Source organism: uncultured Jatrophihabitans sp. (assembly GCF_964252635.1).
Taxonomy (GTDB): Bacteria; Actinomycetota; Actinomycetes; order Mycobacteriales; family Jatrophihabitantaceae; genus Jatrophihabitans.
The window spans coordinates 17,067-30,881 of sequence record NZ_CAXUNP010000017.1; the positions used below are offsets into that span (position 1 = coordinate 17,067).

Below are 13,815 nucleotides of genomic sequence, written 5' to 3' on the forward strand. Positions count from 1 at the left end.
GATCCGGTGCCATCCTGCGCGGGCCGCTCCGACGCTTCGGAGCTTTGGTCACGTGTGCGCACGCGACAACCAGCGGTCTTCGGGTGGAACTGACGCCCACTGTACGCAGCGCGGCGAGCGTCGGCCAAATCAGCCGGCGCCGTAGGCCACGAAGGAATGGGCGATCGCGTACGACAACGGCTGGTCCGCGTCCAACCGCGCGTCGCGCAGGGCCTCGGCGGTGCTCGCACCGGCCCGCAGCCCGGTGTGCAGCCGTTGCGCGAACGGCACCGCGGCCAGGTCCGACACCGGCACGGCGGCGGCGATCATCCCGGCCATGCCGAGGGGAACCAGCGCGCTGGCCAGCCCGAGCGCCTCGTCCGCGCCGGCCGGCGACACCGTCCCGCTGTCGCAGCAGGACAGGACGAGACGGTGCGGCGCTCGCCGCAACGTCTGCAGGTCGTAGACGGTGAGCGGCCCGTCGTCGAGGTGCAGGGCCGAGAACATCGGGTTGTCGCTGCGGAAGCTGCCGTGGGCGGCGACGTGCGCCAGCGCCGCCCCCTCCAGCGTCGCGAGCACCTGCTCGGCCCCGGCCGAGCCCGTCCGGACGACGCGGGCCGCCGGGTACATATCGGCCAGGACGTCCACCTCGGCGACGGCCTGCGGCAGGTCCGGCCCGGCGATCAGCGCCGTGTGCGCGCCGGCGGGCGGCGTGGCCGCGCGGGCCGTGGACCACGAATCGACCGAGGCCGCGATGTGCAGCGTCCGCTCGCGCAGGGCGGGCAGCACCCCCCAGGGCGCGGACGTCAGCGAGGCGGGCGGGACGATCACGACCGGGCCGTCGCCGAGCTCGGCGGCGGCCTCGCCCAGGACGGCGTCCTGGAGGGCCTGCGCCTGCGCCGGGAGGATCTCGCGGGCGCGCGCGGCGACCCGCCGGTTCGTCATCCGGCGCAGGCTGAACCGGGCGAACTCGACCGCTCTGAGCGCGTCGGCGTGCTGACCGGCCTCGTGGTGGCGTAGGCCGGCGCGGTCGGCGACGAGCACGTGCACGGTGTCACCGGCCAGGAAGATCTCGACGAGGGTCGTGCCGCCGGCCGCCTGCAGAGCCACCTCGAGGGCTGCATCGACGTCGGCCCGGCCGATTGCGCCCGTGGCCGACGCGCGGTGGGTGCGGTCGCGGACGGAGCTCTCGAGCCGTGCCACCTCGCGCTCGAGACGGTCGTTGCGCTGCTGCGGCGCCGTCCGGTCCGCCAGCCTCATCCGCAGCAGCCGGAGCCGGGCCAGGTCGGCGGCCAGATGCGTGTCGCCGGAACCCGCGACCGGCGGCAACCGCAGGGTGGCCGAGCGCCACCGCTCCACCCAGCGCAGCATCAGGGCCGGGTCACCGGTGCCGACCGCGGTGGCGACCGCGAGGGACGCCAGCGGGAGGCCGTGCGACGTCGCGGTCGCCCGGGTCTCGATGGCTCCCAGGGTGGCGAGGTGGCCCTCGAGGACGGCCAGACCGTGGTCGCACGCGTCCAGCACCGCCCCGGGGCGCCCGGCGTCCTGGGCGGCGAGCGCCGTGGCCCGCCACCCGGCGACGCGCGACATGTCGGAGTGACCGGTGCGCGCGCGGCGGGCCCGGGCGAGGTGCCGGCGGGCCGTCGGCCGGTCGGCCCGGTGCAGCGCGAGCTCGCCGACCAGCAGGTTGACCTCGACCGCCTCCGGCATGTGCAGCCGGCCGGCCTCGTCGGCGATCTGCACCGCGTCGCGCAGCAGGCGCGGTGAGCGCTCCCCCGCCTGCCAGCGGGCGCGGGTGAGCGCCGCCCGCGCCAGCAGCTCGCGGCGGCCGCTGCGCAGCCCCCGGAACAGCGTCAACGCCTCGCGCGCGTAGCGACCGCCGAGCTCGCCCTGCCCGCACGCCAGCGCCGCGTCGCACGCGCGCAGCAGGGCCCGACCCCGGTACAGCCGCGACGAGTTCGGCCCGCGCAGCATGGCTACCGACTGCTCGGCGCTGACCAGCGCGTCCTCGACCAGCCCGACCGACAGCAGCGCCGCAGACTGCGAGGACGCGACCTCCCAGGCCTGCGTCCCGGCCTCGGCGTAGGACTGCCGCGCACGGTCGTAGTAGCGCAGCGCGGCCGGGATCCGGCCCTCCAGAACCGCGGCGAGCCCGTGGTACTCGGACGACACCGCGGCCTCGTAGCGCAGCGTCGGGGCACCGCCCAGCAGCTCGTCAACCCGCGCCAGCGCCTGCTCGGCCCGTCGCGTGTCACCGAGCTCGATGGCTGCCATCGCGAGGTTGAGCAGGGCCCGCGCCTCCCAGACGTCGTCGCCGACGCGGCGCAGCACCCGCGCGGCGTCGCGCAGCTGGTGCCCGGCCTCGGCGAACATCCCGAGCTCGCCGAGCATCGAGCCCAGGCGCACCTGGATCCGTGCGGCCTCGGCCCCGCGGACGAGGCGCAGCGCCGATTTCATCCGCGCCAGGCCCTCGTCGCCCCGTCCGGCGAGCGCCAGCGTCACGGCCAGGGTGGCGGCCACGTCGGCCTCGCGCGACGGGCCCGCGCCCGACGCGTCCCGGTGGGCACGCCGCAGCTGGCGGAGGGCGGCGCGGACGTCACCGGCCTCCCGCAGGGCGATGCCGCGCGCCTGCCCGGCGTAGGACAGCTCGACGGGTTCGCGGGAACGGGCCAGCACGGCGTCGGCGAGGGCCAGGGTCGCGCGGGGGTTGGACAGCGCGGCGATCGGCAGCTCGGACGCGGGTGGATGCGCACCATTCCCCACCGCACGCACCTGTGCCACGCTCGAAGCCTAGATGTCGTAGAGCCCTTGCCGGAGGACGTTCCATGACGACGCCTGAGCAGCACCGAGCCGCAGCACGCGACCGGATGGTCCCCGAGGTCACGGCCGCGATGGCCCTCGCCGACTTCCCGATCCGGGCGTGGCCGCCGGACTGGCGCGACCGCGAGGACGTCGCCTACTTCTACGTCTCGGGGTCGGTCCTCACCCGCGAGGAGGACGTGCCCCGGGTCGCCGAGGCGCTGCGCGACCTGCCCGGTCCGCTGGCCGCGACGTCGGACCGGTCGGGCACCGGTGAGGTCGCCCTCGACCGTCCCACCGACGGGCTGGCCCGGTTCCGGCTGCCGGGCGCGCAGGACTTCGGTCACGACTCGGACCCGACGCCCGGCGTCGTCGACGAGCTCGAGCGCCGCCTCGGCCCCGGTGTCGCGTCCCACGAGCACGCGTTCGAGGTGACGTACGTGCACTGCCCGGCGACCGAGCCCCTGGAGGCGGTGCCCCCGGGGACGTCCGACCTGGCCGCCCACCTGTGGCCGCCGCCCAGTGACGGCGACGCCGGTACCGGGGTCCTCGTGTCCGTCGTGGACACCGGGCTGCTCGACCACGTCGCCGACTGGGCGCCGTGGTTGACCGGCGTGGTGCCGGGAAGCGCGCCCGACGACATCGATCCCGCGGATGCTTACGACGTCATCACCCACCAACCGAACGCGGACGGGTTCGCCGACCCCTACGCGGCGCACGGCTCGTTCATCTCGGGGGTGATCCGGTGCGTGGCGCCGGGCGCCGAGATCGTCAACGAGCGCCTGATCGGGCCCTCCGGGTTCGTCGCGGAGACGAGCATGATCACCCAGATCCGGCAGGCGCTGTCGCGGTCCCCCGACATCGTCAGCCTCTCGGCCGGTGGGCACACCCGCAACGACGACCCGCCGATCGGCCTGCAGCTCCTGTACCGCCAGCGGTTCGCCCAGCAGGGCGGCGTCGTCCTGGTCGCGGCCGCCGGCAACGACGCGACGAACCGGCCCTTCTGGCCGGCGGCCTTCGACTGGGCCGTCGGCGTCGGCTCGATGACGCGCGACGGTCAGCAGCGCTCGTGGTTCACCAACCACGGCTCGTGGGTCGACGCGTACGCGCCGGGCGAGGACATCGTCAACGTGTACGCGCGGCTCGACTACGAGACCGTGAACCCGCCGCACGAGCGGCGCCGGACGTCGGCCGGGCTCGCGCGGTGGAGCGGGACCTCGTTCGCGACGCCGGTCGTCGCCGGACTCGTCGCCGCGCGCATGTCCCGCACCGGGGAGAACGGTCGGCAGGCGGCGCAGGCCGTGCTGGCGGCCGCACGGGCGCAGTTCCGTCCCGGGGTCGGACCGCGGCTGTTCCCGTGAGCCTCAGATGCGCGTCCACTCGGTGACGAACGCCGGGTGGTCGTCGAGGGCGACGCGGATCCGGATCTCGCCGGTGATCCCCCAGCCGACGCTGAACATGCCGAGGTCGTCGACGTCGGCCTCGGCGCGGCGCCCGTCGCGGGCCTCCACCACGACCTGACCCGCGTGCGCCGGCGCGACCTGGCCGACGAGCGTCCCGGGCAGCACGTCGACGTCCAGGCTGAGCTCGCCCAGCCCGAACACGAGCGTGCGTACCGACAGCTTGTCCGACCGCAGCGCGCCGGCGAGCTCGGCGTCGTGGCGCGAGTCGTAGGTCAGTTGCGCGAGCTCCTCGTCGAGGCCGCGCATGGCGTACACCGCCTTGGCCGCGGCGACGACGTCCGGGGGAACCGCGCCGGCTGCGCGGACGGCGTCGGTGAGGTCCTGCATCAACAGCTCGTCGTCGGCCCATCGTGACGTCATCGCTGATCGCCTCCCGTCGTCTCGCCCGACATCGTCGTGCCTCTCGACCCGCCCGCCGTCGACACCGTCGCGACGAACCCGGCCAGGGCCGGTGACTGCCGCAGCTTCTGCAGGTGGCGGGCCCGTGTCGGCCCGATGCTGCCGATCGGGATCCCCAGTTCCGCGCTGATGGCCTTGTAGGGGATCGGCGGGTCGGCCATGAGCAGCAACAGCAGGCGGCGCGCCTGCTCGGGGAGCTCACCCAGGGCGGCGAGCAGCGCGTCGTGTCGCTCGCCCTCCATCAGCGGCCGCGCCGGATCGGTCTGCTCGCTGTCGGCCGCGAGGTCGATGTCCAGCGGCGACAGGACCTCGCCGTCCTTGCGAGCGATCGTGCGCAGGCATTCCCGGCGGGTGGTCGTGGCCATCCAGCCCGGCAGCGCGGCCGGTTCGCGCAGGGTGTCCAGCCGCTCGGTCAACCGCAGCCAGACGGTCTGGCTCACGTCGGCCGCGTCGGCGCGGGACAGTCGGTACCGCCGGCAGATGCTCCACACGAGCGGGCCGAAGCGGTCCACGATCGCGTCCCACGCTGCGGCGCTGCCGTCCACGGCGGCCTGCACCAGTTCCTCGACCGAGGCGTCGTCGGTCACCGGCTCTCCTCCCGTCGACGTAGCCCCGGGGTCGGCTGCGGGCACCAATGTAGCGATGCCGGGCCGCGGGGGCGTGCCGTCACGCCGGACGCGGACCGTGCATCGCAGCCCGCGCGGCGAGACACCGCTCCTCGCGCGCGTTGCCGCCGCCACTCCGGTGGTCACGGTGTTCATGGTGAGACGGAGCGTGACACCGAGCCCTTGATACATGCCGGCCCCGTCGGATTTCCGGATGTCGATGTCCGGTGGGAGGTATCAGCGCGCCGCCGACCCGGCTCCTGTGACGTGACGGTCGACGAGAGGTGGGGACATGGCGCAGCGGCAGGCACCGGTCGGGACGGCGTTCGCTCGGGGGGACGACACGCCGCGACAGGACCTGGCCGGACGCCGCAGCGCGCCGCCGACGCCGACCGCCGTCCGGGGGGCGGCCGCGGCAGCGCACACGGGGGGCGCCGCGGCCGTCTCCGGGACACCACGGCGCACGGACCCGTGGCCCGACTGGGCACGCAGCCAGCTCGAGGCCGCGGTGCTCCTAGCGCGGTCGGCCCCGCACGGCACCAACGTCGCGACCCTGCTGCACCGGGACTGGTTCGTTCCCCGGTTCGCCGGCCGCACGTCGACGGCGCGGCCGACGGTGCGCCCGCTGGCCGGCGTCTACCGGGCCGCCCACGCCGGCGCGGACGTGCGCCGGACGAGCTCGGGGCTCAGCGTGCTGGCCCGTCACGACGTCGTCGCCACCGACGGCTGGTGGCGCACGTGGGGCGAGTCGTGGACGCCCCCGCGCGACCGTGCCCGGTCGATGAGCATCGCCTTCAGCCCGCGTCCGGCCCGGCTGGGCGCCTTCGTGCGGGTGATCACGTCGGCCCTGCTCGACTCGTCGGAGTCCTGGCTGCTGGGCTGCGCCGTCAGCGCGGGCCGCATGCGGCGGGTGGGCGGGGCGGTGCTGATCCTGCCGGACCTCGACGCGCTGCCCGACAACCTGCTCGACGAGGTGTCCGGGCTGCTGAACCCGGTCGCCTCACCGCTGTCCGCGCCGTTGCGGCCCGGCGCCGCGCTGACGATCGCGCCGACCAACGGGATGACGTTCGGCGAGCACCGGTGCCACCTGATCGCGCTGGCCCTGCGGCAGCCGGCCGCGGCCGACGACCCGCTGGGCGCCATCGCGTCGGTGTTCACCGCGCACGGGGTGCACCCGGCTGCACCATGGCGCAGCCGCTGACGGAATAGTGGCGCAGCCGCTGACGACACCGTGGCGCACCGTCCCGTCGATCAGGTCTTCCTCCCGAGTTGCCGGACTCGGGCCGGCAACCGGCAACTCGGAAGGAAGACCTGATCAGACCAGGCGGCCCGGACGTGCGAGAGCCCGGCGCCCACGAAGAGCGCCGGGCTCCAGCGGATGGTGCGGGTGCTCAGGCGGTCGCGTCGGCCGTCTCGAGCAGGTTGCGGGTGCGGTTGGAGTCCACCGGGATGCCGGGGCCCATCGTCGTGGCGAAGGTGACCTTCTTCAGGTACTTGCCCTTGGCCGCCGACGGCTTCGCGCGCAGGATCTCGTCCAGCGCGGCCGCGTAGTTCTCGACCAGCTGCTGGGGCGTGAACGACGCCTTGCCGATGACGAGGTGCAGGTTGGCCTGCTTGTCGACGCGGAAGCTGATCTTGCCGCCCTTGATGTCGCTGACGGCCTTGGCGACGTCCGGGGTCACCGTGCCCGTCTTCGGGTTGGGCATGAGGCCGCGGGGGCCGAGGACACGCGCGATGCGCCCGACCTTGGCCATCTGGTCCGGGGTGGCGATCGCGGCGTCGAAATCCAGGAACCCGTCGGTGATCTCCTGGATGAGGTCGTCGCTGCCCACCTTGTCGGCACCTGCGGCGAGGGCGGCCTCGGCCTTGTCGCCGGTGGCGAACACGATGACGCGGGCGGTCTTGCCGGTGCCGTTGGGCAGGCTGACCGTGCCGCGGACCATCTGGTCGGCCTTGCGGGGGTCGACGCCGAGCCGCATCGCGACCTCGACCGTGCCGTCGAACTTGGTCGGGGACGCCTGGGCGGCGAGGGTGGCGGCCTCGAGCGGCGAGTAGAGCTTGCCGTCCTCGATGAGTTCCGCGGCCTTGCGGTAGGCCTTGCTGTGCTGAGCCATGGCTGTTCTTCTCTCTGTCAGTGGTCAGGCGGCAACGGGTGCGTTGCCTCCCACACGTGCGGTGGTGCGGGGGCTGTGATCAGCCCTCGACGGTGATGCCCATGGAGCGGGCGGTGCCGGCGATGATCTTCGCGGCCTGGTCGATGTCGTTGGCGTTCAGGTCTTCCATCTTGGACTCCGCGATCTCGCGGACCTGGGCCATGCTGACCTTCGCGACCTTCTTGGTGTGCGGCTCGCCGCTGCCCTTGTCGACGCCCGCGGCCTTGAGAAGCAGGCGCGCAGCCGGCGGCGTCTTGGTGACGAAGGTGAACGAGCGGTCCTCGTAGACCGAGATCTCGACGGGCACGATCTGGCCGCGCTGGCTCTCGGTGGCCGCGTTGTAGGCCTTGCAGAACTCCATGATGTTGACGCCGTGCTGGCCGAGCGCGGGGCCGACCGGCGGCGCGGGGTTGGCCGCACCGGCCGAGATCTGCAGCTTGATGATCGCGGTGAGTTTCTTCTTGGGTGGCATGACTTCTCTTCGTTATCGACGGTGGGTGTTCGTGGTTCAGATCTTGGAGACCTGGCTGAACGAGAGCTCGACGGGAGTCTCGCGTCCGAAGATCGACACCAGCACGTGCAGCTTCTGGTGCATGGCGTCGATCTCGCTGATGGTGGCCGGCAGGGTGGCGAACGGGCCGTCCATGACGGTGACCGACTCGCCGACCGTGTAGTCGACCTGGATCTCCGGCTTGTCGGCCACGGCCGTGCCGGTCTTGCCGGGCTGGGCCAGCTTCTCGGCGCGCTGGGTGGCCGGGGCGAGGATCTTGAGCACCTCGTCCAGGGTCAGCGGCGAGGGCCGGGAGGTGGCGCCGACGAAGCCGGTGACACCGGGGGTGTTGCGCACGGCGCCCCAGGACTCGTCGTTGAGGTCCATGCGCACGAGGATGTAGCCGGGGAAGACCTTGCGCTGCACCTGCTGGCGCTTGCCGTTCTTGATCTCGACGACGTCCTCGGTGGGCACCTCGACCTGGTAGATGTAGTCCTCCATGTCCAGGCTCTGGATGCGGCTCTCGAGGTTGGTCTTCACCTTGTTCTCATAACCCGCGTAGGAGTGGACGACGTACCACTCGCCGAACGACGACGCCAGCTCGCGGCGCAGCGCCTCGACCGGGTCCTCGTCCTCGTCGACGGTGTCCACAGCAACCGTGTCCACAGCAACCGTGTCCACAGCAACCGTGTCCACAGCAACCGTGTCCTCGGCGACCGTGTCCTCGGCGCCTGCCGGGGTGTCCGAGCCCTCGACGACGGCCGTCTCGGCGTCGTCGGCGGCGGGCGCCTCGACCGCGGCGTCCTCGACACTGTCGGCCGCTTCCGCCGTGCCCAGGTCGTCGAGGTTCGGCTCGGCGGAGAGGTCGGGCTCGGCGTCGGCGTTCGCGTCGGCATCGAAGGACTCGCCGTCGTCGGCCGCGTCCTCGGTGGGCTCGTCGTCGTCGGCGCCGAGCATGCGTGCGGCGGCGGACAGGTCGGCCGGGCCGGACTCAGCGGCCTCGGCCGATTCGCTGCTGATGGGGCCGAGCTCCTCGGAGGTCTCGTCGGGCGTCTCGTCGGACGGGGAGGTGGACACTGTCTCTCTTCTCTGGTGTGACGGTCGTGCTGCGGGTGGCGCGCGTCCGGGCTAGCCGAACAGCAGCACCACCAGCTTCGCGAAGCCGATGTCGAGGCCCGACACGAGCGCCACCATGATCACGACGAAGACGATGACGACGGCGGCGTAGGTGACCAGCTCGCTGCGCGACGGCCACAGGACCTTGCGCATCTCGGACACGCTCTCGCGGACGAAACGAGTCGGCTTGCCGCCACGGCCCCGGGAGGGGCGGGCGGCGGGTGACTCGGTGCGCGTGGCGGTCACGAGCTACCTCCTGCGTCGGGATGACCGATCGGTCATCGTCGGTGCGTTACGGGTGGTGGTGCGGTGGAACTGAGTGGTGCGGTGGTACGGACGAACTGGTGCTGACGTGCGCAGGGGCGACAGGACTTGAACCTGCAACCGCCGGTTTTGGAGACCGGTGCTCTACCAATTGAGCCACGCCCCTCCGATGGTGCGAAGAGCCTGCTGCCGGGGCCCCGTCGCCTCGCCCCGGCCGCTCGCGGACCGCTGGTGGGCTGGTCGGTGAGCATGCTGACGCAAGGCCACATCGGACCCCGACGCGCCAGTCTACGGGTCCGGGCCACCCGACTCCAAGCCGGCAGCCTTCGGCCGACGGTATGCCGACGCGCGGGTCCCGGCCCGCGCGTCTGCATACCGTCGGTGACCCGGTCAGGGCAGGGCGCCGGCCTTGCGCAGGACGGCGATCGACGCGGGCAACGTGCGGATCGCCCGCTGGAAGTCGGCCGGCACCACGATGCGCCAGGCGTTGGCGGCGACGTAGCAGCGCAGCGCCCGGTCCCACGGTCCGGTGCCGGCGGCACGCTCTGCGGCGTGCAGGGCGGCGGCGCCCTTGTTGTAGGTCGTGAAGTAGTACCGGTCGGAGTCGGCGCCGTAGGACTCGACCGAGCTGTCGACCCGGCCCGGGGCGTCGATCGCCCGGTCGTTCGGGGCGTCGCCGTCGATGCGTTCCTCGGTGTACTGCGCGAAGGCCTCGTCCAGCCAGGGGTGCAGCGACTGCGAGTCGCCGACCATCGCGTAGAAGTACTGGTGGGCGGTCTCGTGGACGGCGACGAGCCGGGAGCCGTCGAGCATGAGGATCGAGCTCGGGTACTCGATCCCGCCGCCGCCGGCCGGCAACCGCGCCACGGACAGCGACGGGAACGGGAACGGCCCGAGCAGCGCGACCAGGGACCGGATGGCGCGGGTGAACTCCAGGACGAGGGAGTCCCGGATGGCCGGGCTGAACGCGCCCAGCCGCAGCTTCACCCCGCCGACGGTGGTGTCCGAGACCGAGAACGGCCCGACGGAGACGCTCACGTCGCGGGCCGAGTCCAGGTGCGAGTGCCAGGTCCGTGGGCTGCTCGAGGCCGACGGGTCGGCGGGGTCGCCCGACGCGATCACGGTGTCGCGGCCGGGGGCGGTGACGGTGAGGTCGACGTCCATCGCCTCGCTGGTCGCGCTCTCGGCCGTGACGTCGATGAGGTCCTCGGTGTGCCAGCCGTAGCCACGCTGCCAGGCGAGCAGCGGCTGCGCCGAGGCGAACCAGGCGTAGCCGTCGGTGCGTCCGAAGCGGTCGAAGGACATCTGCCCGAGCGTCACCGTGAACGCGATCGACGCGTTCACCGTGGTGCCCGCCGCGACCGGCGACGCGAACGGGATGTGCAGCAGCCCGCCCTGCGTGGACGGGGCGGCGTTGGCGGGGCTGACGGTGAAGCGGCCGCCACCGTGGTCGGCGGTGGCCGAGCGGACGACGATGCGGTTGCCCTGCTGCACGGTGGGCCTGGTGTTCGCGGTGAGCCGGAAGACGAGCTCGGTGATCCGGCGGTCGGGGGTGAACGCGATCTGCTCGCGCCCGGTGACGGTGGTGAGGTCGTCGGAGACGGTGAAGGACAGGCGCATCCGGGGGCGGTTCGGGTCCGGCGACGGGTACCGCGCCGGGCACGACGACGCTCCGGACGACGGGGCCGTGCGGGACGGCGAGGCGGACGGCGCGGCCGGGCCCGACGCCCGCCGGGACGCACCGTCGGCACGCGGGGAGCCGGTGGATCCCCGGCCGGCGGTGGTCGACGTGCACGCCGCCAGCGTCGCCGCCGCCAGCGTCGCGGTGGCCACGCCCGCGACCAGCGCCGCGGTGCGGGTCAGGCGGCTGCGGCCAGCCACGCCGTGCCGGTCCGCTGCTCGGAGTCGATGACCTCGAGAATGATCGGCGAGGCCAGCTTCTCCACCTTGCCGCCGATCAGCGGCACCGACGCCTTGAACTCGGCCCGTAGACGGATCGCGGATCCGCCCGCGGGCGTCGGACGAACCTCGATGGTGCCGTGCATCGAGGTCGGCGCCCCGTGGAAGTCGACGGACAGCGTGGCCGTCCGCGTGCCGCCGACCTCGGTGGCCGGCGCCCACGTGATGAGCTCGGTCGAGGTCATGCCCTCGGGCAGGAACTTGCGCAGCATCGACGGGAAGCCGGCGGTGGGCAGCTTGCGGCGGGTGCTGATCGCGGTCGAGCCGTCGTCACGGGTGTCGATGTGCACCGTCCAGCTCAGCGCACCCGCGTCGGCGCACTTGCGCTCCTGGAACGCCGGGTCGCACGACATGGCCACGGCCTCGTCGGTCGAGATGTCGTAGCCGAAGGTGCGTTCGATCTTCATGCTGCTCCGTTCGCGGGGCGGGGCGGTCGGGTCACCGCGCGGGACTTGGCCAGGACGGTCTGCCCGTCGACGGTGGCGGTGAGGTCGATCTCCAGCAGGCCGTCGTCACGGACGGCGCGGACCGCCGCCTCGACGTGCAGCACGGTGCCGTCGGGGTCGGGCACGGCGACGGGCCGGGTGAACCGCACGCCGTACTCGACGACGCTGCCCGGGTCGCCGGTCCAGTCCGTGACGACCCGGACGGCCGCGGCCATGGTGAACATCCCGTGGGCGATGACGTTCGGCAGCCCCACCGACGTCGCGACGCGCTCGTTCCAATGGATGACGTTGAAGTCGCCCGACGCACCGGCGTAGCGGACGAGGTCTACCCGGTGGATCGGGAAGTCCTGCGCGGGCAGCGCGTCGCCGACCGCGAACGGGGCCGTCATGACGACTCCCCGCGCACGACGATGGTGGCGTACGCGGTGGCGACCAGCTCGCCGTCGGTGGTCCGCACCTCGGTGCTGTTGCCGATGATCTCGTTGCCCCCGGCGGAGCGGATGGTGTCGACGGTCAGCGCGGTGGTGATCTCGTCGCCGGCGACGAGCGGGCGCTCGTGCACGAAGCGCTGGTCGCCGTGCACGACGCGGCTGTAGTCGACCCCCGCGGCGGGGTCGAACAGGAACGCCTCGCCGGCCTTGAGGGTGAGCACGATGGCGAAGGTCGGCGGCGCCACGACATCGGCGTGCCCGAGGGCGCGCGCGGCCTCGACGGAGCGGTAGGCGGGGTTCGGGTCGCCGATCGCGTCGGCGAACTCGCGGATCTTCTCGCGGCTCACCCGGTACGGCTCGCTCGGCGGGTAGGTGCGTCCGACGAAGGACGGGTCGACGGGCATGAGCGCAGGCTAGAGGATGCGCTGCGGACGGGCGCGTTCAGCGCGGATCGGCAGGCACCGTGTTGGCGGGCACGGTGTCGTCGAGAACCGTGTCGTCGAGAACCGTGTCGAGCACCTCGAACGGGGTGTCGCCGAAGCCCTCGACGCGCGGCCGACCCCACGGGTCGACGTCGGACAGCTTGGTCTGCACGCTGGCGTGCGGCGTGCGCAGCGTGACTGCGCGCACCCCCCGCTCGATCAGGGCGGTGACGGCCGGTGCGGCCGCCACCCGTCCGTACCAGCTGTAGTGGCCGCTGATCGGGTCGAAATGGCCGGCGAGCACGACGTCGACGGCAACGACGTCGCCGTCGCCCACGATCAGCTCGGCGGGGCCGCGGTACCCGTCGTCGTGGGCGTCGGAGCCGGCATCGTTCACGTGGTGACCTCCGCGGTCTGGGGTGTCTGGGTGAGCGCGCCGAGCGGCAGCGGCTCGTCGTAGCTGAGGTCGACGCCCGCGTCGCGGGCGGCGCCGGAGAGCATGTGCCAGACCCCGGTGCAGACGATCTCGGTGAACGCGTCGCGCGACATCGTCCGGTGCTGCAGCCACCAGCCGCCGCTGGCCTCGACGAAGCCGACGATGCCGTACGCGCCGGGCTCGGCGACGTCGCTGCTCATGCCGAAGAAGACCATGACCAGCTTGAGCAGCGAGGCCACGGTGTCGGCCAGCGTCTTCTCGACCGACTCCAGGGAGGAGACGTCGGTGCGGTTGCGCAGGAAGTAGTAGAGGTTCGGGTGCTCGTCGAGCCAGCCGACGATGACGCTGACCGTGGCGTGGATGACCTGGTGCGGGGTGCTGTCCGAGGTCAGCCGCAGCTTGGGCATGACGCTGTCGAGCACCTGCTGCACCGCACACTCGGCGATGGCCTGGCGCAGGTCCTCGCGGTCGCGGAAGTAGCGGTAGAGGACGGTGCGGCTGACGTTGGCCGCCTCGGCGATCTGTTCGGCCGACGCCCCGGCGCCGTACACGTCGATGGCCCGTACCCCGGCCTCGACGAAGGCGGCGCGCCGTTCGGCACGGTGCTGCGTCCAGCGCAGGCGCCGGCCGTCGGTGGGAGCGGACTCGCGGATGATGGTTCTGGACATAACGCCTCCTCTCCGACGAGACACCGCACCGGCTGCGGAGGCTTCGTCGGATATGTGCGACACGCCCCACTGTACGGTCAAGTATCCGTGACATCCTGTCACGTCAGGTGATTGCCCGCTACCGAGGTTGTCGCCGCAACGACGTAGGCGCGAAGAGCCCCGGACAGCAGACAGGCCCCGTCCGG

The 13,815-nt window shown here is 73.0% G+C and carries 15 protein-coding genes and 1 tRNA gene; 2 read left to right on the top strand and 14 right to left on the bottom strand.

Annotated features, from left to right (window positions below; genetic code table 11):
* Positions 1-129: 129 nt before the first annotated feature.
* Entirely contained in the window at positions 130-2,760 is a 2,631-nt protein-coding gene (locus tag ACFFCA_RS09920) for a CHAT domain-containing protein (RefSeq protein WP_375484267.1), read from the bottom strand.
* A gap of 44 nt (positions 2,761-2,804) precedes the next feature.
* Here ACFFCA_RS09920 and ACFFCA_RS09925 point away from each other — a divergent pair, with 44 nt between their 5' ends.
* Positions 2,805-4,139 (top strand): S8 family serine peptidase, encoded by a 1,335-nt coding sequence (locus tag ACFFCA_RS09925; RefSeq protein WP_375484269.1) that lies wholly within the window; start codon positions 2,805-2,807, stop codon positions 4,137-4,139.
* 3 nt (positions 4,140-4,142) lie between these two features.
* On the opposite strand, the gene ACFFCA_RS09930 is transcribed toward ACFFCA_RS09925, so the two are convergent.
* Positions 4,143-4,601 (bottom strand): hypothetical protein, encoded by a 459-nt coding sequence (locus ACFFCA_RS09930; protein WP_375484270.1) that lies wholly within the window; start codon positions 4,599-4,601, stop codon positions 4,143-4,145.
* Complete coding sequence (locus ACFFCA_RS09935; RefSeq protein WP_375484272.1) at positions 4,598-5,227, bottom strand: RNA polymerase sigma factor; 630 nt, start codon at positions 5,225-5,227, stop codon at positions 4,598-4,600. The genes ACFFCA_RS09930 and ACFFCA_RS09935 overlap by 4 nt, the downstream gene beginning before the upstream one ends.
* A gap of 310 nt (positions 5,228-5,537) precedes the next feature.
* On the opposite strand from ACFFCA_RS09935, the gene ACFFCA_RS09940 reads away from it, so the two are divergent.
* Complete coding sequence (locus ACFFCA_RS09940; protein ID WP_375484274.1) at positions 5,538-6,446, top strand: T3SS effector HopA1 family protein; 909 nt, start codon at positions 5,538-5,540, stop codon at positions 6,444-6,446.
* 190 nt (positions 6,447-6,636) lie between these two features.
* Here the strand turns inward: ACFFCA_RS09940 and rplA are convergent, their stop codons facing one another.
* From rplA to ACFFCA_RS09995, 11 genes are all read right to left on the bottom strand, one after another.
* Positions 6,637-7,359 (bottom strand): 50S ribosomal protein L1, encoded by a 723-nt coding sequence (gene rplA / locus ACFFCA_RS09945; protein WP_375484276.1) that lies wholly within the window; start codon positions 7,357-7,359, stop codon positions 6,637-6,639.
* A gap of 79 nt (positions 7,360-7,438) precedes the next feature.
* A complete protein-coding gene (gene rplK / locus ACFFCA_RS09950) occupies positions 7,439-7,870 on the bottom strand; it encodes a 50S ribosomal protein L11 (protein WP_375484278.1) in 432 nt (143 codons plus the stop codon).
* A 36-nt stretch (positions 7,871-7,906) separates the two neighbouring features.
* Entirely contained in the window at positions 7,907-8,845 is a 939-nt protein-coding gene (gene nusG, locus ACFFCA_RS09955) for a transcription termination/antitermination protein NusG (protein ID WP_375484365.1), read from the bottom strand.
* A gap of 171 nt (positions 8,846-9,016) precedes the next feature.
* Entirely contained in the window at positions 9,017-9,250 is a 234-nt protein-coding gene (gene secE, locus ACFFCA_RS09960) for a preprotein translocase subunit SecE (RefSeq protein ID WP_375484280.1), read from the bottom strand.
* Between the two features lie 111 nt (positions 9,251-9,361).
* A tRNA-Trp gene (locus ACFFCA_RS09965) sits at positions 9,362-9,434 on the bottom strand.
* 224 nt (positions 9,435-9,658) lie between these two features.
* Positions 9,659-11,149 carry a peptidase M1 gene (locus ACFFCA_RS09970; protein WP_375484282.1) on the bottom strand — a complete coding sequence of 497 codons (1,491 nt, stop codon included), beginning with the start codon at positions 11,147-11,149 and terminating at the stop codon, positions 9,659-9,661.
* A complete protein-coding gene (locus ACFFCA_RS09975) occupies positions 11,128-11,634 on the bottom strand; it encodes a DUF2505 domain-containing protein (RefSeq protein WP_375484284.1) in 507 nt (168 codons plus the stop codon). Before ACFFCA_RS09975 ends, ACFFCA_RS09970 begins: the two co-directional genes overlap by 22 nt.
* On the bottom strand, positions 11,631-12,062 hold the full coding sequence (locus ACFFCA_RS09980; RefSeq protein ID WP_375484286.1) for a MaoC/PaaZ C-terminal domain-containing protein: 432 nt from the start codon (positions 12,060-12,062) through the stop codon (positions 11,631-11,633). The genes ACFFCA_RS09975 and ACFFCA_RS09980 overlap by 4 nt, the downstream gene beginning before the upstream one ends.
* Positions 12,059-12,508 carry a MaoC family dehydratase N-terminal domain-containing protein gene (locus tag ACFFCA_RS09985; RefSeq protein ID WP_375484288.1) on the bottom strand — a complete coding sequence of 150 codons (450 nt, stop codon included), beginning with the start codon at positions 12,506-12,508 and terminating at the stop codon, positions 12,059-12,061. The genes ACFFCA_RS09980 and ACFFCA_RS09985 overlap by 4 nt, the downstream gene beginning before the upstream one ends.
* A 37-nt stretch (positions 12,509-12,545) precedes the next feature.
* On the bottom strand, positions 12,546-12,923 hold the full coding sequence (locus tag ACFFCA_RS09990) for a DUF4873 domain-containing protein (protein WP_375484290.1): 378 nt from the start codon (positions 12,921-12,923) through the stop codon (positions 12,546-12,548).
* A complete protein-coding gene (locus tag ACFFCA_RS09995; protein WP_375484292.1) occupies positions 12,920-13,630 on the bottom strand; it encodes a TetR family transcriptional regulator in 711 nt (236 codons plus the stop codon). The genes ACFFCA_RS09990 and ACFFCA_RS09995 overlap by 4 nt, the downstream gene beginning before the upstream one ends.
* Positions 13,631-13,815 lie beyond the last annotated feature (185 nt).

What these genes read in the sequence shown, in the direction of transcription:
- nusG (WP_375484365.1), bottom strand. Translation starts at nt 8,845, where the DNA reads ATGCTCGGCGCCGACGACGACGAGCCCACCGAGGACGCGGCCGACGAC.
- ACFFCA_RS09975 (WP_375484284.1), bottom strand. Translation starts at nt 11,634, where the DNA reads ATGAAGATCGAACGCACCTTCGGCTACGACATCTCGACCGACGAGGCC.
- rplA (WP_375484276.1), bottom strand. Translation starts at nt 7,359, where the DNA reads ATGGCTCAGCACAGCAAGGCCTACCGCAAGGCCGCGGAACTCATCGAG.
- ACFFCA_RS09980 (WP_375484286.1), bottom strand. Translation starts at nt 12,062, where the DNA reads ATGACGGCCCCGTTCGCGGTCGGCGACGCGCTGCCCGCGCAGGACTTC.
- ACFFCA_RS09940 (WP_375484274.1), top strand. Translation starts at nt 5,538, where the DNA reads ATGGCGCAGCGGCAGGCACCGGTCGGGACGGCGTTCGCTCGGGGGGAC.
- rplK (WP_375484278.1), bottom strand. Translation starts at nt 7,870, where the DNA reads ATGCCACCCAAGAAGAAACTCACCGCGATCATCAAGCTGCAGATCTCG.
- ACFFCA_RS09925 (WP_375484269.1), top strand. Translation starts at nt 2,805, where the DNA reads ATGACGACGCCTGAGCAGCACCGAGCCGCAGCACGCGACCGGATGGTC.
- ACFFCA_RS09985 (WP_375484288.1), bottom strand. Translation starts at nt 12,508, where the DNA reads ATGCCCGTCGACCCGTCCTTCGTCGGACGCACCTACCCGCCGAGCGAG.
- ACFFCA_RS09995 (WP_375484292.1), bottom strand. Translation starts at nt 13,630, where the DNA reads ATGTCCAGAACCATCATCCGCGAGTCCGCTCCCACCGACGGCCGGCGC.
- ACFFCA_RS09930 (WP_375484270.1), bottom strand. Translation starts at nt 4,601, where the DNA reads ATGACGTCACGATGGGCCGACGACGAGCTGTTGATGCAGGACCTCACC.